Genomic DNA, 20,606 nt, shown 5'->3' on the forward strand with positions numbered 1-20,606 from the left:
TCCGCACGGCCCGCGTACGTCCGCCTATACACCCCGTCTATACTCACCATCTCCAGTCGTCGTATCCAGCCGTTCTCTATACACTCGATATATACACGCCGTGTATAGTGCGCCGAGTGATGATCAAAGGCATACGAACGAGAGCGACGGCGTCCCTGTCCCTGCTCACGGCGGTGGCCGCCACGCTGGCGCTGAGCGGGTGCGCCGAGGTCGACACCACGTCCCCGGCGGACGCCCGCAACCACCCGGCGCCGCAGGCGGCGGGCAAGGGCGGGGCCAAGGGCACGAGCAAGGCCGCCGTGGCCTCGGGGCACCCGGACTGCCGCGAGGAGAAGTGCGTCGCGCTCACCTTCGACGCGGGGCCCAGCGCGAACACGCCCCGGCTGCTGGACATCCTGAAGGACGAGAAGGTCCCCGCGACCTTCTTCCTGCTCGGCAAGAAGCACATCACCAAGCACCCCGACCTGGTCCGGCGCATCGCGGACGAGGGGCACGAGGTGGCCAATCACACCTGGTCGCACGGGATCCTGACCGACCTCAAGGACGACGAGGTGCGCGAGGAGATCTCCCGCGTGCAGCGCTCGGTCGAGAAGCTCACCGGCACCGAGCCCACGCTGATGCGCCCGCCCCAGGGGCGTACGGACGAGAACATCACCAAGATCTGCGAGGACCTCGGGGTCTCCCAGGTGCTGTGGAGCGTCACCGCGAAGGATTACCGGACGACGGACTCGGCGCTCATCAAGAAGCGCGTCCTGGAGCAGACCGACCGGGACGGCATCATCCTGCTGCACGACATCTACAAGGGGACGGTCCCCGCCGTGCCGGGGATCATCAAGGCGCTGAAGAAGAAGGGCTACACGTTCGTCACCGTGCCCGATCTGCTCGCCCCCGGCGCCCCGGAGCCCGGGAAGATCTACCGGCCCTGAGAAGCGCCCCTGAGGACCGCTGAGCGTCTCTCAGGACCGCCGAGCGCCTCTCAGAGCCGCTGGTACATGACGTGCAGCCCGACGTACCCCTCGGACGGGTGGTGGAAGCTCTCCGGCACCGTGCCGAGGACCTCGAAGCCGAGGGACTTCCAGAGGGTGACGGCGGGCTGGTTGCACTCCACGACGGCGTTGAACTGGACGCCCCGGAAGCCGTTCCGGCGCGACCAGTCGAGCATGTCCTCGCCGAGGGCCCGGCCGACGCCCCGGCCGCGCGCGTGGGACGCGACCATGAAGCTGCCGCTGGAGATGTGGGCACCGCCGCCCGCACGGTTCGCGTACATATTGGACGTCCCCAGCGCCCGTCCGTCGTCCGCGGCGTCCACCGCGACGGCCGTACGGCCGGGAGGGCCGACCATCCACAGCTCGCGCCCCTCGTCCATGCCGATGTCGGCCGGATACGGAATGGTCTCGCCGGCCGCGCAGATCTCCTGGAAGAACGGCCAGATGGCGGGCCAGTCGGCCGCTGTCGCTTCTCGGATGGTGATGTCCACGCCGTCAGGATGCCGCGCGCCCCTCGGAGGGGCGAGGGATTAACGCCCGGGCACGCCCACCGGCCGGAAGACCGGTACGGCCACCTCCGTACCGTCGTCGGCGCGTACCTCCCTGAAGGACACACGCAGTGCCATTCCGACGCGCAGCCGGTCCTCCGGACAGTCCGTGATCTCGGTCATCATGCGGGGCCCCTCGGCCAGCTCGACGACCGCGGCGGCATAGGGGACGCGTTCCCCGAAGGGCGGCAGGTCGTTCCGGTGGACCACGGACCAGGTGTAGAGGGTCGCGTCGCCGCTCGCCTCCTCCCAGGTGACGTCCTCGCTCCAGCAGCGGGGGCAGAACTCGCGCGGATAGTGGTGCGCCTTCCCGCATCCGTCCGCCCGGCAGCGGCGCAGCAGCAGCCGTCCGTGCGCGGCCGCCTCCCAGTACGGACGTGTGAACGCGTCCGTCTGCGGAAGGTCGAACCGCGCGCCCGCTCCCGTCCCCGTTCCCATCAGAAGAGCCCCCCTGCGGCGTCGAGCGACCAGGTCTGCCAGCTCATCCCCAGGAGCGCGACGAGGGAGATGAGCGCCATCATGCTGTTCTGCCCCTGCTCGGCCCAGTCATGGATCATCAGGACGAGATAGAGCAGGTTCAGCAGCAGTCCGCCCACGAGCGCCACGGGCGTCAGAAGGCCCGCGACGAGCCCGAGGCCGACGGCGAGTTCGGCGTAGACGACGACGTACGCCATGGCCCTGGGGCGGGGCTTCACGACCGTGTCGAAGCCCCTGGCGACCGTCGCCCAGCGGTGCTTGGAGGCCACGTCGGCGGCCCAGGCGATGCCCGTCCCGCGCTCGAACCAGGCCTTCTTGTCCTTGTGCCGCCAGCTCTCCAGCCACCACAGGCCGAGCCCTATGCGCAGCACCGCGAGCCATTCGGCCCCGCTGAGCCAGACGGTGTCCATGGGTCACCCCGCACTCCACCCCGTGCTCCGTGATCTGACGGCACGTCAGTTCACCGGAAGGGGCACGAACCCGCAAGGGGCGTTCACCATGCAATTTCCGGGGCCGACAGTCCCGCGGCCCGCGCGCGGTCACTAGGATTCTGGTCATGCCCATGTCCGACGACGGCTCGCCCGTCCAGATCATCGGCGCCGGCCCCGGCGGCCTGGCCACCGCCGCGGCGCTCAAGGAACGCGGCATCAGCGCGGTCGTCCTGGAGAAGTCCGACTCCGTGGGCGCCTCCTGGCGCGGACACTACGACCGGCTCCGGCTGCACACCACCCGCGCCCTCTCCGCACTCCCCGGCCTCCCCATCCCTCGCGAGTACGGCCGCTGGGTCGCCCGTGACGACCTGGTGCGCTACCTGGAGGCGTACACGGCGCACCACGGGATCGAGGTCGCGACGGGCGTCGAGGTGGACACCGTCGAGCGCCGGGACGACCGGTGGGTCCTGCACGCCAACGGGGGACGGCGCCTGACCGCTCCCGCCGTGGTCGTCGCCACCGGCTACAACCACACGGCGCACCTGCCCCCCTGGCCGGGCCGCGACTCCTACCCGGGCGAGCTGCTGCACGCCTCCCGCTACCGCGGCCCGTCGCCGTACGCGGACCGCAACGTGCTGGTCGTCGGCGCGGGCAACACCGGCGCCGAGATCGCCGCGGAACTGGCCGCGCACGGCGCGGGGCGCGTACGCCTCTCCGTGCGCACCCCGCCGCACATCGTGCGCCGCACCACGCTCGGCTGGCCCGCGCAGCGCAGCGCGATCCTCTGCCGCAGGCTGCCGCCCGGCCTGACGGACCGCCTCGCCACGCGGCTCACACGGATGTCCGTGCCCGATCTGACGGCGCACGGACTGCCGCGCCCGGAGACGGGCCTGTTCTCGCGGGCGCGGGAGGGGTCGATCCCGGTGCAGGACGTGGGCCTCGTCGGCGCCGTACGGCGCGGGCGCGTCGAGCCCGTTCCGGCCGTCGAGTCGTTCGACGGGCCCGTGGTGCGCCTCGCCGGGGGCGGTACGGCACGCCCGGACGTGGTCATCGCGGCCACGGGGTTCCGGCGCGGCCTGGAGGACCTGGTGGGCCATCTCGGCGTCCTGGACGCGACAGGGCGTCCCCGCGCGCACGGGCACCGCACGCATCCCTCGGCCCCCGGGCTGCACTTCACAGGGTTCACCAACCCCATCAGCGGCATGCTCCGCGAACTCGCGCTGGACGCCCCGAAAATAGCCCGCGCCATCGCCCGCGCGGCGGCCTAGGGGGTGTCTGACAAATGAGCGCGGGAGAAGGAGCGGTGTCTGGTGCGTGCGATCGCAAGGCGCCGGAGCGCCCTCGTAGCGGAGCTACTAGGGCGTTTCGGCAACGCCGCGAACGTGCGTGCCAGACACCGCGACGCCGCGGGCATTGGTCAGACACCCCCTAGGGACCGCGGCCCGCCCTGTCCGGCCCGTGGGTCGTGTCGGCCCTGTCGGCCCCGGCCGCCCCGTCCGTGCCGTTATCCGGCGTCCGGGCGGGGCGCTCGGCGGTCGCGGCGGGCGGCGAGTTCCTCCTCGTCGACGTACGTGAGCATCTCCTCGCCGGGGACGCCGACCATGACGACCACAAAGCGGCTCCAGCGGTCGGTCAGCCGGTTGGCCGTCTGGTAGTGGATCACGTCGCCGCCGGGCTCCCAGAACGCCTCTCCGGCGCGGACGACGCGTTCGGGCTCGCCCTCCAGCTCGAAGATCATCTCGCCCTCCAGCATGTAGCCGAACACCGGTCCGGTGTGACGGTGCGGGGGCGTGCCGGGGTCGCCCGGCGGGAGTTCGAAGGTCATGGTCATCCCTTCGGCGCCCTCGGGGAGGAAGGGGGGCACCTCGTGCATCAGTGTCGTCAGGACGGCGTTGGATCCGTTCGGCGTCTCCATGTGAGTGACGCTAGGCCGCGTCCCGTACCGGAAGCGGGACCCATTCGGCGACGCCGAGAGGGGACCACTCGTTCGGCGAGCAGACGGGCCAGGACCGCGACGGCCCGGTCGATGCCGGGCCGTGCGCGCTGGTGCCCGTGGTGCCCGCGCTCGGGGTGACCGGCGGGGCGTACGCGGGCGGGCCGCGTGCGGCCCGGGGGCGGGGCCGGGGCCCGGCCGTGGGCACCCGGTCGCCACATGAGCGCGCCGGGCGCGGGGTAGACGAGTGAGGAACCCCCTCCGGCGATCGTGCCGCCGCACTTCCTGACACCCTGTCAGTTCAGTAATCTGACAGTGCGTCAGTTATGTTGGCCACCGACAGGAGTGGGCGAGAACGATGCTCGGATCGACTCACGGCACCCTCACCACCACCCCCCGCTCGGCACGCGTGCTGGCCTGTGGCGAGCAGCTCTCCGGCGTCGGCGTCGTCCACGGACAGGCGCCCGGCGGCGTCCGCTCCGGCACGGGCGGGGCCGACGCCGACGGCACCGCGGACGCCGTCGCCCTCGACGTCAGCGGACGCCCCCTGCACGCGGCCGTGCCCGACCTCGACCGGCTCTTCCGGCCCGAGTCCGTCGCCGTCGTGGGCGCCTCGGACGCCGAGGGGCGGCCCAACACGGGGATCACCCGGCAGCTCCTCTCCTGGTCGGAACGCGTCGGAGCGCGACTCCATCCCGTGCATCCCACGCGGGAGACGGTCTTCGGCCTGCCCTGCGTCCCCTCCGTCGCCGACCTTCCCGAGCCCGTCGATCTCGCCGTGCTCCTCGTCGCCGACCCGCTGCCCGTGGTCGGGCAACTGGCGGACACCAAGACCCGGTTCGCCGTCGCGTTCGCCTCCGGCTTCGCCGAGACCGGCGAGGACGGCGCGGCGGCGCAGGCGAAGCTCGCCGAGGTCACCGCCCGCTCCGGGCTGCGGCTGCTCGGCCCGAACACCAACCTGAACGCCTTCGAGCGCTTCCGTGACGACCTCGAAGGACCGGCCATCGCGCTGATCACCCAGTCCGGTCACCAGGGCCGCCCCGTCTTCGCCCTCCAGGAGCTGGGCATCCGGCTCTCCCACTGGGCGCCGACCGGGAACGAGGCCGACCTGGAGACGGCCGACTTCATCTCCTACTTCGCCTCACGGCCCGAGGTCGGCGCCATCGCCGCGTATGTGGAAGGGCTCAAGGACGGGCGTGCCTTTCTGCTCGCCGCCGACCGGGCGGCGCGCGAGGGCGTGCCCGTCGTCGCCGTGAAGGTCGGCCGCACCGAGACGGGCGCCCGTACGGCCGCGTCCCACACCGGGAAGCTCACGGGCGCCGACGCCACGGTGGACGCGGCGATGCGCCAGTACGGCGTGATCCGGGTGAACGGCCTGGACGAGCTGCAGGACACCTCGGCGCTGCTGGCCCGCGCGCGCCCGCCGCAGGCCGACGGTGTCGCCGTCTACGCGATATCCGGCGGCACCGGCGCGCACTTCTCGGACCTGGCGACGGCCGAGGGGCTCACCCTGCCGACGCTCTCCGAGGAGAAGCAGGCCGAGCTGCACCAGTGGATACCGGACTATCTGTCCGTGGCCAACCCGATCGACAACGGCGGCCACCCCGTGGGCGACTGGCGCGGGCGGAAGATCATCGACGCGATCCTCGCCGACCCGGAGGTGGGCGTGCTGATCTGCCCCATCACAGGTCCGTTCCCCCCGATGAGCGACAAGCTCGCCCAGGACCTGGTCGACGCCGCCGAGGCCACGGGCAAGCTGGTCTGCGTCGTGTGGGGCTCGCCCGTCGGCACCGAGGACGCCTACCGGAAGACGCTGCTGGGCTCGTCCCGCGTCGCCACCTTCCGTACGTTCGCCAACTGCGTCGGGGCCGTCCGCGCCTATCTCGGGCACCACCGCTTCACCCGCGACTACCGCTCCCCGTTCGCGGAGGCGCCGCGCACTCCCTCCCCCTCGTTCCGCAAAGGGGAGGCCCTGCTCCGGCCCGATCAGCAGCTCAGCGAGCACTCCGCCAAGCAGCTCCTGCGCGCCTATGGCATCCGCGTGCCCCGCGAGAAGCTCGTGACCAGCGCGGCGGGCGCCGTCCGCGCCGCCGCGCAGGTCGGCTACCCGGTCGTGATGAAGGCGTCCGCCCCGCAGCTCGCGCACAAGAGCGACTACGGCCTGGTGAAGGTCGGGCTCACCTCGGCGAGCCAGGTCCGCGAGTCCTATCGCGAACTCGCCGAGATCGCCCGCGCCGAGGGCATCGAGCTGGACGGCGTGCTCGTCTGCCAGATGGTCGACCCCGGCGTCGAAATGGTCGTCGGCATCGCGCAGGACGACCTCTTCGGCCCGACGGTCACGGTCGGCCTCGGCGGGGTGCTGGTGGAGGTCCTGCGCGACTCGGCCGTCCGCGTCCCGCCCTTCGGCGAGGACCAGACCCGCGACATGCTCGCCGAACTGCGCGGCTCCGCGCTGCTCGACGGCGTGCGGGGGCGGCCGCCCGCCGACGTGGACGCCCTCGTCGAGGTCGTGCTCCGGGTGCAGCGCATGGCGCTGGAGCTGAGCGGGAACGGGCCGGGGCAGCTCGCCGAGCTGGACATCAACCCCCTGGTGGTGCTGCCGCGCGGACAGGGCGCCGTGGCACTCGACGCGCTCGCGGTCTGCGGCTGAAGGGAGCCCACCCATGACGTCCTCCTCTCCCGACTCTCCCGAACCCCATGGATCGGATACGGGACCTCCCCGGGCGTCCAACGCCCCCGTGCCGACACCCGGGGGGTCCCTGGAGACAGTTGTAGAGCACGCCACTGACAACGGCGTCTCGTGGATCACGCTCGACCGCCCCCACGCCCTCAACGCCCTCACCTGGGACCAGCGGGAACGCCTGATCTCGCTGCTCTCCGAGGCCTCCGCCGACCCGGACGTACGGGCCGTCGTGATCACCGGAAGGGGCCGGGGGTTCTGCGCCGGCGCCGACCTTCGGGGCTCCCCCGGCACGGGACGTGCGCGCGTCGCCGGGGACGTGGCACGGACCATCGAGCGCGGCGCGCAGCGGCTCGTCGCCGCGGTCCTGGACTGCGAGAAGCCGGTGCTCGCCGCCGTGAACGGCACGGCGGCGGGCATCGGCGCGCATCTCGCGCTCGCCTGCGACCTCGTACTGGCCTCGGAGGAGGCGAAGTTCGTCGAGGTGTTCGTGCGGCGCGGCCTGGTGCCGGACGGCGGGGGCGCGTATCTGCTGCCCAGGCTGGTGGGGCCGCAGCGGGCGAAGGAGCTGATGTTCTTCGGCGACTCGCTGTCCGCGGCGGAAGCGGAACGCATGGGTCTGGTGAACCGCGTGGTCCCGGCCGACGAGCTGGAGAAGACGGCCCGGGACTGGGCGGAGCGGCTGGCGCGGGGCCCGACGCGGGCACTGGCGCTGACGAAGCGCCTGGTCAACGACGCCCTGGACGGCGGCCGTTCGGCTGCCTTCGCCGCCGAGGCGCAGGCCCAGGAGGTCAACATGACCACGCGGGACGCGCAGGAGGGCGTGGCGGCCTTCACGGAACGGCGTACGCCCCGCTTCGAAGGGCGGTAGAGCCTGCCCGTACGACCCTTCCAATCTGACGAACCATCAGATTCAATGAATACATGATGGGACACGCAGGGATGGCGGCCACCGCAGTGCGCTACCTCCGCGCGGTCGGTGCGCCGCCCGCGCCCGCCTCGCTCCCCCGCCCGCCCCTGCGCGCCGTCCGCGAGGACGAGCGCGCCCCCGTCGACGGCGGCGAGTTCCGCCGCGTGCTCGGCCACTTCGCCTCCGGCGTCACCGTCGTGACGGCCCCCGCGGCCCAGGACGCGGAGGGCACAGAGGACGCGGAGGCCGGTGCGGACGGCGGGGCCCCGGCGGGGTTCGCCTGCCAGTCCTTCGCCTCGCTCTCGCTGGACCCGCCGCTGGTCTCGTTCATGGTCGCCCGTACGTCCACGACGTGGCCGCGTATCGCCCGCGCCGGGGTCTTCTGCGTGAACATCCTGACGGCGGGACAGGGCGAGCTGTGCCGGGGGTTCGCGGTGAGCGGCGGGGACAAGTTCGCCGGGGTCGCGCACACGCCGTCGCCGGTGACCGGGTCGCCGCTCCTGGAGGGCGTCGCCGCGTGGATCGACTGCGAGATCCACGCCGTGCACACGGGAGGCGACCACCTCATCGTCGTCGGCCGGGTGCGCGCCCTGGACGCCGCGCGGGACGACGAGGTGGCACCACTCCTGTTTCACCGGGGGACACTGGGCACGTTCTCCTCGTAGTGCGCGTCGATCCCCGTGCGGCCGGGGGCCACGCCCGGCCGTAGCACCAGGTCGTCGTCGTAGTCGCCGCCCGCCTCGTACCGGAAGGGCAGGGGCATGTCGGACTCCAGCCCCTCCAGACGCGCGCGGAGGGCGTCGGCGTACTCCTTGAAGTCCCTTTCGGTGAAGCGCCTGTTCGCGCCGTAGACCGCGAAGGGCGGCAGCGCCCGCATGCCCGTGTACCAGAACACCCCGTGGTGCACGGGGAAGAGGACGCCGTTGAGGTCGCCGTGCACCCCGCGCGGGCCGAACGAGGACTCCCGCGCGCCCACGGACGTCACCACGAGGGCGCGCTTGCCCGCGAGTCCCCCGTCGCCGTAGCGGCGCGTGCGTCCCTCCGCGTCGGTGACCACCTGGGCGAAGCCCTGGACGAGCACCCTGTCGAACCAGCCTTTCAGGATGGCGGGCGGGCCGAACCACCACAGGGGGAAGTGCAGCACCACCGTGTCCGCCCATTCGAGCTTCTCCTGCTCGGCACGGATGTCGGGGCTGAGCGTGCCCGCCCGGTAGGCGGCCTCCTGGGCGTCGCCTACGACCATCCGGCCGTGGTCCCCGTCGTCGAACGCGACGTCCGTACGGTCCACGACCGCCTTCCATCCCATGGCGTACAGGTCCGACTGCCGTACCTCGTGCCCCTGCTCGCGCAGGGCGCGTACGCCCTCGTCGCGCAGGGAGCCGTTCAGTGAGCCCGCTTCCGGGTGGGCGAATATCCAGAGCACCTTCATGCCCTCGATCCTGCGCGGCCGGGACGCGGGGAACGAGTGGCCATATCGTCAGCATGTGAAAGAATCTGGCCATGAGTGTCTTCCAGGAACGGAACCCGGGGAACGGCGAGGGTCCCCACCGGGTCGCGGTGCTGGTGCGCGAGGGCGTGATGCCCATGGAGCTGGGCCTCGCCCATCAGCTCTTCGGCTACGCGGAGTCCCCCGAGGGCGAGCCCCTGTACGAGGTGGTGACGTGCGCCCCGGCGCCCGGTCCCGTCCCTACGGACGCCGATTTCCCCATTCATGTCGCCCACGGCCCCGAGGCGCTGGAAGAGGCCGACACGGTGCTCGTCCCGGCGACGCACGTGGCCGACGAGACCGAGACGGACGGCACGCTGCCCCCGCCGCTCGCCGCCGCCGTGGCCCGCATCCGGCCCGGCGCCCGTATCGCCTCCATCTGCACGGGGGCCTTCGTTCTGGCCGCTGCCGGACTGCTGGACGGGCGGAGGGCGACGACCCATTGGCGCTCGGTCGACGATTTCCGCGCGAGATACCCCGGTGTCGAGGTAGACCCGGACGTGCTCTACGTGGACGAGGGCGACGTGCTCACCTCCGCCGGCGAGGCGTCCGGCATCGACCTGTGCCTCCACATCATCCGCCGCGACCACGGCACGGCCGTCGCCAACACGGTGGCCCGCAGAACGGTCGTACCGCCCCACAGGGACGGAGGGCAGGCCCAGTTCATCCCCCGCCCGGTGCCACCGGCACAGCGCTCCTCCACGGGCAACGCGCGCGCGTGGGCCCTGCGCCATCTGGACCGCCCCGTGTCGCTGGGCGAGATGGCGGCCCAGGAGTCGATGAGCGTACGGACGTTCACGCGCCGTTTCCGCGAGGAGACCGGGCAGACCCCGGTCCAGTGGCTCACCCGGCAGCGGATCGACCACGCGCGCCAGTTGCTGGAGGAGACCGATCTGAGCGTCGACCGTATCGCCGCGGACGCGGGCTTCGGCACGGGCGCGTCCCTGCGCCAGCACATGCGGGCCGTCATCGGCGTCTCACCCCGCGCCTACCGCCGCACCTTCCGCGTCCAGCCCGCGTCCCCCGCCGTCCCGTGAACCCTCACCCCTGGTCCGCGCGGCCCCTCCGGATCACCAGGGCCATCAGCGCGGCGACGGCGCACAGGGCGCCCGAGGAGTACCAGACGACGTCGTACGAGCCGAACACGTCCCGTGCGACCCCGCCCAGGAACGCCACCACCCCGGCGCCCACCTGGTGCGAGGCGAGGACCCAGCCGAAGACGATCGCGCTGTCCTCGCCGTAGTGCTCGCGGCACAGGGCGAGCGTGGGCGGCACGGTGGCCACCCAGTCGAGGCCGTAGAAGACGATGAAGAAGATCATCGGCGGGTGGACGCTCGGGGCGAGCAACATCGGCAGGAACATCAGGGAGACGCCGCGCAGCGCGTAGTACAGGGAGAGCAGACGGCGCGCCTCGAAACGGTCCGTGAACCATCCGGACGCGATGGTGCCCACCACGTCGAAGACCCCGACCACCGCGAGCAGCCCGGCCGCCGCCGTCACCGGCATGCCATGGTCGTGCGCGGACGGCACGAAGTGTGTCTTCACCAGTCCGTTGGTGGTCGCGCCGCAGATCGCGAAGGTCCCGGCGAGCAGCCAGAAGGGGCCCGTCCGAGCGGCGTCGAACAGGACGCGCAGGGCACGCTTTCCCGCGCCCGTACGGGGCGGTGGTTTCGGCACGAACTCCGGCGCGCCGTACGGGGCGAGGCCGACGTCGGCCGGGTGGTCGCGCAGCAGCAGCCAGACGAACGGCACCACCGCGAGCGCGGTCAGCGCGACCGTGACGGCCGCGGGGCGCCAGTCGTACTCCTCGATCAGCCAGGACAGCAGGGGCAGGAAGACCAACTGCCCGGAGGCGCCGGCCGCCGTCAGGATGCCGGTCACGAGTCCCTTGCGCCGTACGAACCAGCGGTTGGTGACCGTCGCGGAGAACGCGAGGGCCATGCAGCCGCTGCCGAGGCCGACGAGGACGCCCCAGAAGAGCACGAGCTGCCAGCTCGCGGTCATCACGGTCGTCAGCGCCGCCCCCGCCGCGATGGTCGTGAGCGCGACGGCGACCACCTTGCGCATGCCGAAGCGGTCCATCAGGGCGGCGGCGAACGGCGCGGTGAGCCCGTAGAGCGCGAGGTTCACCGAGACGGCGAAGCCGACGGTGCCGCGCGACCAGCCGAACTCCCCGTGCAGCGGGTCGATCAGCAGGCCCGGCATGGAGGCGAAGCCCGCGGCGCCGATGATCGTCACGAAGGTCACGGCGGCGACGGTCCACGCACGGTGCACCCGCGGTTTCCGCCCGCCCGTGCCGTCCTTCCCGGGCGGTCCGGAGGGCGGGGGCTCGTCTGTGAGATGCGATGCGGTCGTCTGCGTCACGGAACCGAGTCTCGGCGGGACGATCACGCCGCACGAGTGGCCCGACGGCCATCGTGTGCGAGGATCGGGCCATGAGCGTGTTCCGGTATCCCGAGCGGCACCGGGTGGCCGTTCTCGTGCGCCACGGGCTGCTCCCCATCGAGCTGGGCATCCCGCACCGCCTCATGGGCCGCTCCAAGACGGCGGACGACACCCTGCTGTACGAGGTCGTGACCTGCACCGCGTCCGCTCCGGCGCCGGGCCGGGTCCGTACGGACGCGGATTTCACCGTCAACGTCGACCACGGTCCCGAGGCCCTCGAAGAGGCGGACACCGTGATCGTTCCGGCCGCGCACGAGACGGACGGCGCGTTCACGACGGGCATCCTGGAGGCGCCGCTCTCCGACGCCCTCGCCAGGATCCGGCCGGGCGCCCGTATCGCCTCCATCTGCACGGGGGCCTTCGTCCTGGCCGCTGCCGGGCTGCTGGACGGACGGCGGGCGACCACCCACTGGGCGTCGGCCGACCATTTCCGCGCGCTCTATCCGCGCGTCCGCCTGGAGCCGGACGTGCTCTACGTGGACGAGGGCGACGTCCTGACGTCCGCCGGTGTGGCCTCCGGCATCGATCTGTGCCTCCATATGGTGCGCTCGGACTTCGGCTCCGAGGTGGCGAACTCGGTCGCGCGGCGTACGGTCGTACCGCCGCAGCGCAGCGGAGGGCAGGCCCAGTTCACCGTCCGTCCCGTCCCGCAGTCCGACATCCGCACCACGGGCACGGCCCGCGCCTGGGCGCTCGACCATCTGGACAGACCGCTGACCCTCCGCGACCTGGCGGCACGGGAGTCGATGAGCGTACGGACGTTCACGCGCCGCTTTCGCGAGGAGACCGGGCTCAGTCCACAGCGCTGGCTCACCCAGCAGCGCGTCGAACGGGCCCGGCACCTACTGGAGAGCAGCGACATGGCGATCGACCGGGTGGCGGAGACGGCCGGTTTCGGCTCGCCCTCCTCGCTGCGGTCGCACTTCCACTCGGCGCTCGGGGTCTCCCCCGCGGCCTACAGGCGGACGTTCGCCGTCAGAACGTGAGCCCGCACGGCGTGACCGCCGTCAGAACGTGAGCACCCCCCGGGCCACCCGTCCGTGGTGCGCGTCGTCGGCCGCCTTGTCGAAGTCCTCGACCGGATAGACCTCGGTGACCAGTTCGTCCAGGAGGAGCCTCCCCCGCCGGTACAGGTCGGCGTAGAGCGCGATGTCCCGCTGCGGACGGGACGAGCCGTAACGGCAGCCCAGGATGGACTTGTCGAGGTACATGGAGGAGACCCGGAAGGACGCCTCGGCGTCGGCGGGCGGCACACCCAGCAGCACCGCCTGCCCGTGCCGGTCCAGCAGATCGACGGCCTGCCGGATGAGCGCGGTGCTGCCGACGCACTCGAATGCGTGGTCGGCGCCGTCCGGAAGGGTCTCCCGGACCGCGGCGGGGGCGTCGTCCACGGCGGAGGCGTCCACGAACCGGGTGGCGCCGAACCGCAGTGCCACGCCCTCCTTCGCCGGGTTGGCGTCCACCGCGACGATCTCCCCGGCCCCGGCGATCCGCGCGCCCTGGATGACGTTGAGGCCGATGCCGCCCGTACCGATCACCACGACCGAGTCGCCGCGCTCCACCAGCGCCCTGTTGAGCGCGGCGCCCACGCCCGTGACGACGCCGCAGCCGATCAGCGCGGCGGACGTGAAGGGGATGTCCTCGGGGACCGGCACGGCCTGGACGGCCTTGACGACGGTGCGTTCCGCGAACGCGGAGAGCGCGGCGAAGTTGAACAGCGGCTCGCCCCCGCGCGTGAAGGGCCGCTCCGGCCTGCCGATGGCACGGCGGCACATGGTCGGCCTGCCGCGCCCGCACTCCGCGCACATGCCGCAGTTCGCGATCGTAGACAGCGCCACATGGTCGCCGGGCGCGACGTGCGCGACGCCCTCGCCCACCGCCTCGACCACGCCGGCGCCCTCGTGCCCCAGCACGACGGGCCGGGGGAACGGGATCGTCCCGTCGATCACCGACAGGTCGCTGTGGCAGAGACCTGCGGCCCGGATGCCGACCTGGACCTCGCCGGGCCCGGGGGCGCGCACCTCCAGGTCGCCGACGACCTGGGCCCGTTCACCCTCGAAGATCACGCCTCGCATGACCCCTCCCTCACCGGATCCGTCACCGGACGGTCCTCACCAGACGATGGACTGGAGTTCGCTGTACGCGTGCAGCCCGAAGGAGCCGCCGTCCCTGCCGACGCCGGACTCCTTGAAACCGCCGAAGGGGGTCTCGGGGTGCCGTTGCACGGTGTTGATGCCGACGTTGCCGCTGCGCAGCCGGCCCGCGAGACGCCAGGCCCGGCCCGCGTCGCCGCTGAACACGTAGTCGTAGAGGCCGTACGGCGTCCCGTTCGCGATCCGCACGGCCTCGTCGTCGTCCTCGAAGGGCAGGGCCACGACGACGGGCCCGAACAGCTCTTCGCGGGCCACGGTCATCTCGGGGGTGACTCCGGCGATGAGCGTCGGGGCCACGTAGAAGCCGGTGGCGGGCGCGGCCGGGCGCTCGCCGCCCGCGAGGATCTTTGCCCCCTGGTCCCGGGCGCCCTGCACGTACGCCTCGACGCGGTCGCGCTGGGCCGCGGAGATCAACGGGCCGACGAGGGTTCCCTCTTCCGTGGGATCCCCAACCCGCATTGACGCGGCGTACTGTGAAAGCGCAGTCACGAACTCGTCGTAGTGCGAGTGGTGCACGAGCACGCGCGTCGGCGCCGTGCAGATCTGGCCGCTGTGAAAAGCCCAGGTCGAGGCGACCGAGCCCAAAGCCGCGCTGCGGATGCTCTCCCCGGCATCCTCCATGATCAGCGCTGCCCCTTTTCCTCCCAGTTCCATCAAGGTGCGCTTCATCGTGCGCGCCGCGGACTCAGCGATCTTCTTTCCCACGGAGGTGGAGCCGGTGAAACTGATCATGTCGACGTCCGGATGCGCGACCAGGGCCTCCCCGGTCGCGGCGCCGGAGCCGGTGACGACGTTGTAGAGGCCGTCCGGCAGCCCGGCCTCCTGGAGCAGTGGGCCCAGCTCCAGGCAGGTCAGCGGGTCCTGCGGCGCGGGCTTGCACACGACGGCGTTGCCCATCGCGAGCGCGGGCGCGACCTTCCCGGCCAGGTTGACCACGGGGAAGTTGTAGGAGGTGACGCAGCCGACGACCCCGACGGGACGGCGCACGGCCGCCGCGCCCAGCAGTCCGCCGGGGGCCAGCGCGCTGGCCTTCACGGGCTGCGGCGCCAGCGGCACGGTGTCCGGTTCGAGCGCACCGCGCGCGTAGCGGCGGAAGCGGTCGGCGGCGGTCGGCATCTGCATGCCGCGTGCGACCTTCATCGTGGCGCCGGTCTCGGCCTGGAGCAGCGGCACGAGGTCGCGGCCCCGTTCGGCGAGGAGCGTGGCGACGCGGTCCAGCACGGCGGACCGTTCCTCGGGCGCCGTGGCGGCCCAGGCCTCCTGGGCCGCACGGGCCGCGCGCACGGCGGCGTCGATGTCGTCCGCGCCGCCCTCGGGCGCGAGGCCGACGGGCTCCTCGGTGGCGGGGTTGGTGATCTCGTAGTGCCCGGCCGCCGGCTGGTGCCATGAGCCGTCGATCCAGTGCTGGTGGGCGCGCGGCGCCGGGCCGGTTCCGGGTGCCGGGGGCGCCGTGGGTGTGCGCGGTGTCGTCGTCACGTGCGTGCCTCTCTCGGTCACGTGCGCGTGCCTCTCGGTCACGTGCGTGCCTCTCTGGGCAGGCCCAGCACGCGCTGGGCGAGGATGGTGCGCTGGATCTCGTCCGAGCCGCCGTAGATCGTGTCGGCGCGGGTGAAGAGGAACAGCCGCTGCCAGGCGTCGAGTTCGTAGGGGTGCTCCGGCGACCAGTCGTCGGGGCCGAGCGCCGCCTCCGCGCCGCGTACGCGCATGGCCAGCTCCCCCAGGCGCTGGTGCCAGCCGCCCCAGAGGAGCTTGGCGACGCTGGGCGCTCCGGGGTCCTCGCCGCCGCCGAGGGTGGTCAGCGCGTTCCAGCGCATGGTCCTCAACTCGGCCCAGGCGCGGACGAGCTGATCGCGCAGGACGGGGTCGCGGCGGGCCGCGCCGGTGCGCAGGGCGGAGCGCAGCACCTCGTCCAGTTCGGCGGCGAAGCCGATCTGCTGGACGAGGGTGGACACGCCGCGCTCCAGGGCGAGCAGTCCGGTGGCGACGCGCCAGCCGTCGCCCTCGGCGCCGACCCGGTGCTCGGCCCGGGCGGCGGCGCCGTCGAAGAAGACCTCGTTGAACTCCGAGGTTCCCGACATCTGCCGGATCGGCCGGACCTCGATCCGGCCCGGCTGGTCCATGGGCACGAGCAGGAAGGAGAGACCCCGGTGCCCCCTGGCGCCCTCCTCGGTGCGGGCCAGGACGAAGCACCAGTCGGCGTCCTGGGCGAGCGAGGTCCAGATCTTCTGGCCGGTGATCCGGTAGTCGCCGCTGCCGCCCTCGTCCCGTACGGCCGAGGTGCGGACGGCGGCGAGGTCGGAGCCCGCGCCGGGCTCGCTGTAGCCCTGGCACCACAGTTCCTCGCCGCGCGCGATGGCGGGGAGGAAGCGGCGCCGCTGCTCCTCGGTGCCGTAGGCGAGGAGGGTGGGGGCGAGGAGGTTCTCGCCGATGTGGCCGACGCGTCCGGGTGCGCCCGCGCGGGCGTATTCCTCGGCCCAGACGACCTGTTGGATGAGGGTCGCCGACCTGTTGCCGTAGGTGCCGTGCGGGGGGTCCCAGCCGAGGCCGATCCATCCGGCGCCGCCGAGTTCGCGTTCCCAGCGGCGGCGTACGCCGGTGGCCTCGTGCTCGCTGCCGGGGCGCCCCTGTCCGGCGGCGCGGGCGTACTCGCCGACGAGGTGCGCGCCGAGCCAGGCGCGGGCCTCGGCGCGGAAGTCCTCGTCCTCGGGGGTGAGGGCGAAATCCATGGCCGGCTCCTCCTGCCCTTCCTGAAGAGGTCACGGGCGTCGGGGTGCGCAGGGCCCAGGGGCCCAGGGGCCCAGGGGCCCAGGGGCCCAGGGGCCCAGGGGCCCAGGGGCCCAGGGGCCCAGGGATCCAGGGGTCCAGGGGCCAGGGATCCAGGGGTCCAGGGGGCGCGTCAGGCGTTGGGGCGTTCCTTGTTGGCCGCCGCCCGCGCCATCTCCTTCAGCCGCTCCAGCATCGGCATCGGGTCCTTGCCGACCGTTCCGGGCAGGTGGTCGGCTATCTGTTCCGGGGTCCAGTGCCCGTCCGCGTACGCGGCGCGCAGCTCGCGCGGCTGGGCCCATACGGCGATCTTGGGCCCGGCGACGGTGTAGACCTGCCCGGTGATCTCCTCGTCCCTGGCGCGGTCGCTGAGCAGATAGACGACGAGCGGGGCGACGTCCTCGGGCTCGCCGATCTCCTTCAGCTCCATGGGCACGTTGGCCGACATCCGGGTGCGGGCGACGGGCGCGACGGCGTTGGCGACGACGCCGTACTTGTGCAGGCCCAGGGCCGCGCTGCGGACGAGGGAGATGATGCCGCCCTTGGCCGAGGCGTAGTTGGCCTGGGAGACCGAGCCCTGGTGATTGCCGCTGGTGAAGCCGATGAGCGCGCCGGATCCCTGGCGGCGCATGACGGCGCTCGCGGCGCGGAAGAGGGTGAAGGTGCCCTTGAGGTGGGTGGCGACGACGGGGTCCCATTCGTCCTCGGTCATGTTGAAGAGCATCCGCTCGCGCAAGATGCCGGCGACGCAGACGACGCCGTCCACGCGCCCGTAGCGCGCGAGCGCGGTGTCCACGATCCGCTGGCCGCCGTCCATCGTCGAGACGTCGTCGGCGACGGCCACGGCCTCACCGCCCGCCGCGACGATCTCCTTCGCCACGGCCTCGGCGACCTCGCTCTCGGGCTCGCCGCCCTCGATGGAGACCCCGTAGTCGTTGACGACGACCTTGGCGCCCTCGGCGGCGCAGGCGAGCGCGACCGCGCGCCCGATGCCCCGCCCCGCGCCCGTGACGGCGACGACCTTGCCTGACAGGAAGTTCCCCACGCCGCGCCCCTTCCCGAGTTTTCTGACGGACCGTTAGATTCTTGAGCAGACACCGGGCGAACACAAGACCCGGACGCCGGAACCGGATACCGGACCGGATACCGGGACCGGACGCCGGAACCGGCGAGTGCCCGGCAAGTGCCGTACGCGGAAAGGCAGTCCAGCCCCGGGAGGACCGATGACGCTGCCGCAGGAGTTCCAGGACATCGCCAAGCGCGTGAACAACTGGGGGCGATGGGGCCGGGACGACGAGATCGGCACGCTCAACCTGATCACCGACGAGGTCGTCCGTACGGCCGCCGCGGCCGTACGTTCGGGTCGCCGCGTGCCCCTTGGGCTCCCCCTCCAGCAGGACGGCGTGCAGACGGGGATGATCCCCGGCCGCGTCAATCCACTGCACACGATGGTCGCGATCAACCTGGAGATCTTCGGCCCCGGCACCGTCGCCACCAACGACGACGCGGTCACCATGGGCCTCCAGGCCGCCACCCACTGGGACGGCCTCGCCCACGTCTCGCACGGCGGCAGGCTCTACAACGGGCGTCCCGCCGGCACCGTGACCGCGCACGGCGGCGCCGCGTTCGCCGGGATCGAGAAGATCCCCTCGCTCGTCTCACGCGGCGTCCTGCTGGACGTCGCGCGCGCCAGGGGCGAGGACCGGCTGGAGGGCACGCACGCGGTCGGGCCCGAGGACCTCGCCGCGGCCGAGGAAATGGCCGGGACCCGCGTACGGGCGGGCGACATCGTCCTGGTCAGGACGGGGCAGATCCAGCACTACCTGGCAGGCGACAAACAGGCGTACGCGTATCCGTCGCCGGGTCTGTCGCTGTACGCGCCCGAGTGGTTCCACGAGCGCGACGTGGCGGCCGTCGCCGACGACACCCTCACCTTCGAGATCTTCCCGCCCGAGGTCGAGAACCTCTGGATGCCCGTGCACGCCCTGGACCTCGTCGAGATGGGCATGCTCCAGGGCCAGAACTGGAACCTGGAGGGCCTGTCGGAGGTCTGCGCGGAGGAGGGGCGTTACGACTTCCTGCTGACGGCGACGCCCGAGCCGTTCACGGGCGGGACGGGCGCGCCGGTGGCGCCGGTCGCCGTCCTCTGAGCCGGAGGGCCGGCCCGCTCAGCCGCCCGCTCAGCAGTTCGTTCAGCAACCCGCTCAGCGGCTCGTTCAGCAACCCGCGCGCTTGACCGATCGCGCGGCCGTACGTTCGGCCAGCGTCGCGAGGTCCTTCTTGTGGTGCCCGCCCGGGGGCGAGGTGACGAGCACGCTCCGCGCCCGCTTCCCCGGGCACGGCACATACAGGGCGGCGGCGCTGCCGCTGACGTAGCCGCCGCCGAACTTGTCCAGGCGCTCCTGGTCGCTGCCCCACTTCACCCCGGCGACCACGTCCGCCTGCCAGTCCTCCTTGCCGCGCGCCGGTTCGACGGCCAGGGTGACGGCCCGCTTCCCGTCGGCCTTCACGACGCAGCGTGCCTTGCCCGCGGAGATCCCGAACGTACGGGCGTCCGGGACGATACGGGCCAGTTGCGCGGCACTGCCCTCACCGGCCAGCGAGGCGCACTGCCCCTTGTACTGCGTACGGAAGCTCTTCAGATCCGCGGAATCCGATCCGGAGGAGTCCGAGCTGCACGCGGTCACGCCCGCGACTCCCGCGACGCCCGTGACTCCCGCGACGAGCAGCGGCACCGCACCGAAGAGCCGCGCCCTGCGGCGGATGCGGAAGCGGAAACGGCGCTCCGCGAGGGGGTGGTGGTCCATGGGGGCAAGAGCCTAGCCCGCGCCCGGACGGGCGGAGCGTGGAGGGCGCGGAGGGCGTGCGGGACGGCCGGTCGGGTGGCGGTGCGCCTATGCGCACCCCGAGCACGGCACAGCGGACCGCCACCCGGCTCCGGCGCTCAGGCCCTGCCTCCGTGGAGGCTGACGCCGGACCGCGACCCGCACTCGCCGAGGAACCTCACGTTCCTCGGCGTCCCCTCGCGACGAATCGCTCCACCCAAGGGTGATCAACCAGACACGACACGTCAACACCTGGTCTGGACTTTGGGTGTTATGCCCGCTTTGTCCTGGCGCGTCCTCAGCCGAACGCGCCCAGACCCAGCGCCTCCGGCACCGCGGTGCCCAGTATCCGGGGATCGACCGGATCGGACGTCGCGCCGTCGTGGGCGCCGTCGCGGGCCCCGTCGTGGGCGCCGTCGCGGGCGCGGTCCAGCTCGCACCAGACGCGCTTGCCCCCGCCCTCCTGCTCCCAGCCCCAGCGGTCGGCGAGTCCGGAGACCAGTTCCAGTCCGCGCCCGTTGGTGTCCTCGCCCTCGGCCTGGCGCTGGCGCGGCGGGCGGCTGCTCGCGTCCGCGACCTCCACGCGCACGGAGTCGACCACGCCCTGTCTCGGCAGAAGCATGCACAGCACAGCCGGACAACCTGTGTGCACAACCGCATTGGTCACGAGTTCCGAGATCAGCAGAATCAGCGTCTCGGACAGGGATTCGTCCGCGTCGACCCCGGCACCCGCGAGCCGGGAACGGGCCCACCTCCGGGCCCGCCCCACCTCCGTCGGGTCGGGGCTGATCTCCAACTGCTCCTGAAGCACCTGCACCGCTCACACCATCCGAACTGGCGGACACGTCGCCTCGCGTCTCCATGAAGTCACGGATTGTGACTTCAGCGAGGAACAGCATGGTTGACGCATAGTCACTGCAACAAGCGCTTCAGGCATATTCCGGCGCAAAGGAGTAGACGTACTGCATA

General features: G+C 72.4%; 20 protein-coding genes. 8 read left to right on the forward strand and 12 right to left on the reverse strand.

All coding sequences use genetic code 11. The features are described from left to right. Window positions 1-119: 119 nt before the first annotated feature. Window positions 120-926, forward strand: coding sequence for a polysaccharide deacetylase family protein (locus ABD343_RS01755; protein ID WP_344524332.1), 807 nt, complete (start codon window positions 120-122; stop codon window positions 924-926). A gap of 50 nt (window positions 927-976) precedes the next feature. Here ABD343_RS01755 and ABD343_RS01760 read toward each other — a convergent pair whose 3' ends face one another. The 3 genes from ABD343_RS01760 to ABD343_RS01770 are packed head-to-tail and all read right to left on the reverse strand — an operon-like array spanning window position 977 to window position 2,421. Beyond that, a complete protein-coding gene (locus tag ABD343_RS01760; RefSeq protein ID WP_344524334.1) occupies window positions 977-1,471 on the reverse strand; it encodes a GNAT family N-acetyltransferase in 495 nt (164 codons plus the stop codon). Between the two features lie 45 nt (window positions 1,472-1,516). Next, window positions 1,517-1,972: a Zn-ribbon domain-containing OB-fold protein gene (locus ABD343_RS01765; protein ID WP_344523179.1), complete on the reverse strand. Its 456-nt coding sequence runs from the start codon at window positions 1,970-1,972 to the stop codon at window positions 1,517-1,519. Next, window positions 1,972-2,421 carry a DoxX family protein gene (locus ABD343_RS01770; RefSeq protein ID WP_344523180.1) on the reverse strand — a complete coding sequence of 150 codons (450 nt, stop codon included), beginning with the start codon at window positions 2,419-2,421 and terminating at the stop codon, window positions 1,972-1,974. The genes ABD343_RS01765 and ABD343_RS01770 overlap by 1 nt, the downstream gene beginning before the upstream one ends. Window positions 2,422-2,567: 146 nt before the next feature. Between ABD343_RS01770 and ABD343_RS01775 the strand changes: the two genes are divergently transcribed. Continuing rightward, entirely contained in the window at window positions 2,568-3,710 is a 1,143-nt protein-coding gene (locus tag ABD343_RS01775) for a flavin-containing monooxygenase (RefSeq protein WP_425578077.1), read from the forward strand. Window positions 3,711-3,946: 236 nt separating this feature from the next. Here ABD343_RS01775 and ABD343_RS01780 read toward each other — a convergent pair whose 3' ends face one another. Further along, the gene (locus tag ABD343_RS01780; protein WP_344523181.1) at window positions 3,947-4,357 is read right to left on the reverse strand and encodes a cupin domain-containing protein; all 411 of its coding nucleotides are present in this window, start codon (window positions 4,355-4,357) and stop codon (window positions 3,947-3,949) included. Window positions 4,358-4,733: 376 nt separating this feature from the next. Between ABD343_RS01780 and ABD343_RS01785 the strand changes: the two genes are divergently transcribed. Genes ABD343_RS01785 through ABD343_RS01795 form a run of 3 tightly spaced genes read left to right on the forward strand, consistent with a single transcriptional unit; the run spans window position 4,734 to window position 8,630 of the window. Continuing rightward, window positions 4,734-7,025, forward strand: coding sequence for an acetate--CoA ligase family protein (locus tag ABD343_RS01785; protein WP_344523182.1), 2,292 nt, complete (start codon window positions 4,734-4,736; stop codon window positions 7,023-7,025). A 13-nt stretch (window positions 7,026-7,038) separates the two neighbouring features. Continuing rightward, window positions 7,039-7,926: an enoyl-CoA hydratase/isomerase family protein gene (locus tag ABD343_RS01790; protein ID WP_425578078.1), complete on the forward strand. Its 888-nt coding sequence runs from the start codon at window positions 7,039-7,041 to the stop codon at window positions 7,924-7,926. Between the two features lie 53 nt (window positions 7,927-7,979). Beyond that, window positions 7,980-8,630 carry a flavin reductase family protein gene (locus tag ABD343_RS01795; RefSeq protein WP_344523184.1) on the forward strand — a complete coding sequence of 217 codons (651 nt, stop codon included), beginning with the start codon at window positions 7,980-7,982 and terminating at the stop codon, window positions 8,628-8,630. On the opposite strand, the gene ABD343_RS01800 is transcribed toward ABD343_RS01795, so the two are convergent. Next, entirely contained in the window at window positions 8,597-9,394 is a 798-nt protein-coding gene (locus ABD343_RS01800; protein ID WP_344523185.1) for an NAD(P)H-dependent oxidoreductase, read from the reverse strand. The genes ABD343_RS01795 and ABD343_RS01800 overlap by 34 nt on opposite strands. Window positions 9,395-9,465: 71 nt before the next feature. On the opposite strand from ABD343_RS01800, the gene ABD343_RS01805 reads away from it, so the two are divergent. Beyond that, on the forward strand, window positions 9,466-10,488 hold the full coding sequence (locus ABD343_RS01805) for a GlxA family transcriptional regulator (RefSeq protein WP_344523187.1): 1,023 nt from the start codon (window positions 9,466-9,468) through the stop codon (window positions 10,486-10,488). Between the two features lie 4 nt (window positions 10,489-10,492). Here the strand turns inward: ABD343_RS01805 and ABD343_RS01810 are convergent, their stop codons facing one another. Beyond that, on the reverse strand, window positions 10,493-11,815 hold the full coding sequence (locus ABD343_RS01810) for an MFS transporter (RefSeq protein ID WP_425578079.1): 1,323 nt from the start codon (window positions 11,813-11,815) through the stop codon (window positions 10,493-10,495). A gap of 71 nt (window positions 11,816-11,886) precedes the next feature. Here ABD343_RS01810 and ABD343_RS01815 point away from each other — a divergent pair, with 71 nt between their 5' ends. Further along, entirely contained in the window at window positions 11,887-12,882 is a 996-nt protein-coding gene (locus tag ABD343_RS01815; protein ID WP_344523189.1) for a GlxA family transcriptional regulator, read from the forward strand. Window positions 12,883-12,903: 21 nt separating this feature from the next. On the opposite strand, the gene ABD343_RS01820 is transcribed toward ABD343_RS01815, so the two are convergent. The 4 genes from ABD343_RS01820 to ABD343_RS01835 all read right to left on the reverse strand — a co-directional run bounded on the left by ABD343_RS01820 (window position 12,904) and on the right by ABD343_RS01835 (window position 17,857). After that, entirely contained in the window at window positions 12,904-13,971 is a 1,068-nt protein-coding gene (locus ABD343_RS01820; RefSeq protein WP_344523191.1) for a Zn-dependent alcohol dehydrogenase, read from the reverse strand. A 36-nt stretch (window positions 13,972-14,007) separates the two neighbouring features. Then, complete coding sequence (locus tag ABD343_RS01825) at window positions 14,008-15,525, reverse strand: aldehyde dehydrogenase family protein (protein ID WP_344523192.1); 1,518 nt, start codon at window positions 15,523-15,525, stop codon at window positions 14,008-14,010. Between the two features lie 38 nt (window positions 15,526-15,563). Then, window positions 15,564-16,775 (reverse strand): acyl-CoA dehydrogenase family protein, encoded by a 1,212-nt coding sequence (locus ABD343_RS01830; protein WP_344523194.1) that lies wholly within the window; start codon window positions 16,773-16,775, stop codon window positions 15,564-15,566. Between the two features lie 170 nt (window positions 16,776-16,945). Continuing rightward, window positions 16,946-17,857 carry an SDR family oxidoreductase gene (locus ABD343_RS01835; protein ID WP_344523196.1) on the reverse strand — a complete coding sequence of 304 codons (912 nt, stop codon included), beginning with the start codon at window positions 17,855-17,857 and terminating at the stop codon, window positions 16,946-16,948. 178 nt (window positions 17,858-18,035) lie between these two features. Here ABD343_RS01835 and ABD343_RS01840 point away from each other — a divergent pair, with 178 nt between their 5' ends. Continuing rightward, on the forward strand, window positions 18,036-18,962 hold the full coding sequence (locus tag ABD343_RS01840) for a cyclase family protein (RefSeq protein ID WP_344523198.1): 927 nt from the start codon (window positions 18,036-18,038) through the stop codon (window positions 18,960-18,962). Window positions 18,963-19,028: 66 nt separating this feature from the next. On the opposite strand, the gene ABD343_RS01845 is transcribed toward ABD343_RS01840, so the two are convergent. After that, entirely contained in the window at window positions 19,029-19,619 is a 591-nt protein-coding gene (locus tag ABD343_RS01845; RefSeq protein ID WP_344523200.1) for a hypothetical protein, read from the reverse strand. Between the two features lie 316 nt (window positions 19,620-19,935). After that, the gene (locus ABD343_RS01850; RefSeq protein ID WP_344523202.1) at window positions 19,936-20,454 is read right to left on the reverse strand and encodes an ATP-binding protein; all 519 of its coding nucleotides are present in this window, start codon (window positions 20,452-20,454) and stop codon (window positions 19,936-19,938) included. Window positions 20,455-20,606: the final 152 nt, after the last annotated feature.

Origin of the sequence: Streptomyces albiaxialis (assembly GCF_039530985.1) — a bacterium.
GTDB lineage: Bacteria > Actinomycetota > Actinomycetes > Streptomycetales > Streptomycetaceae > Streptomyces > Streptomyces albiaxialis.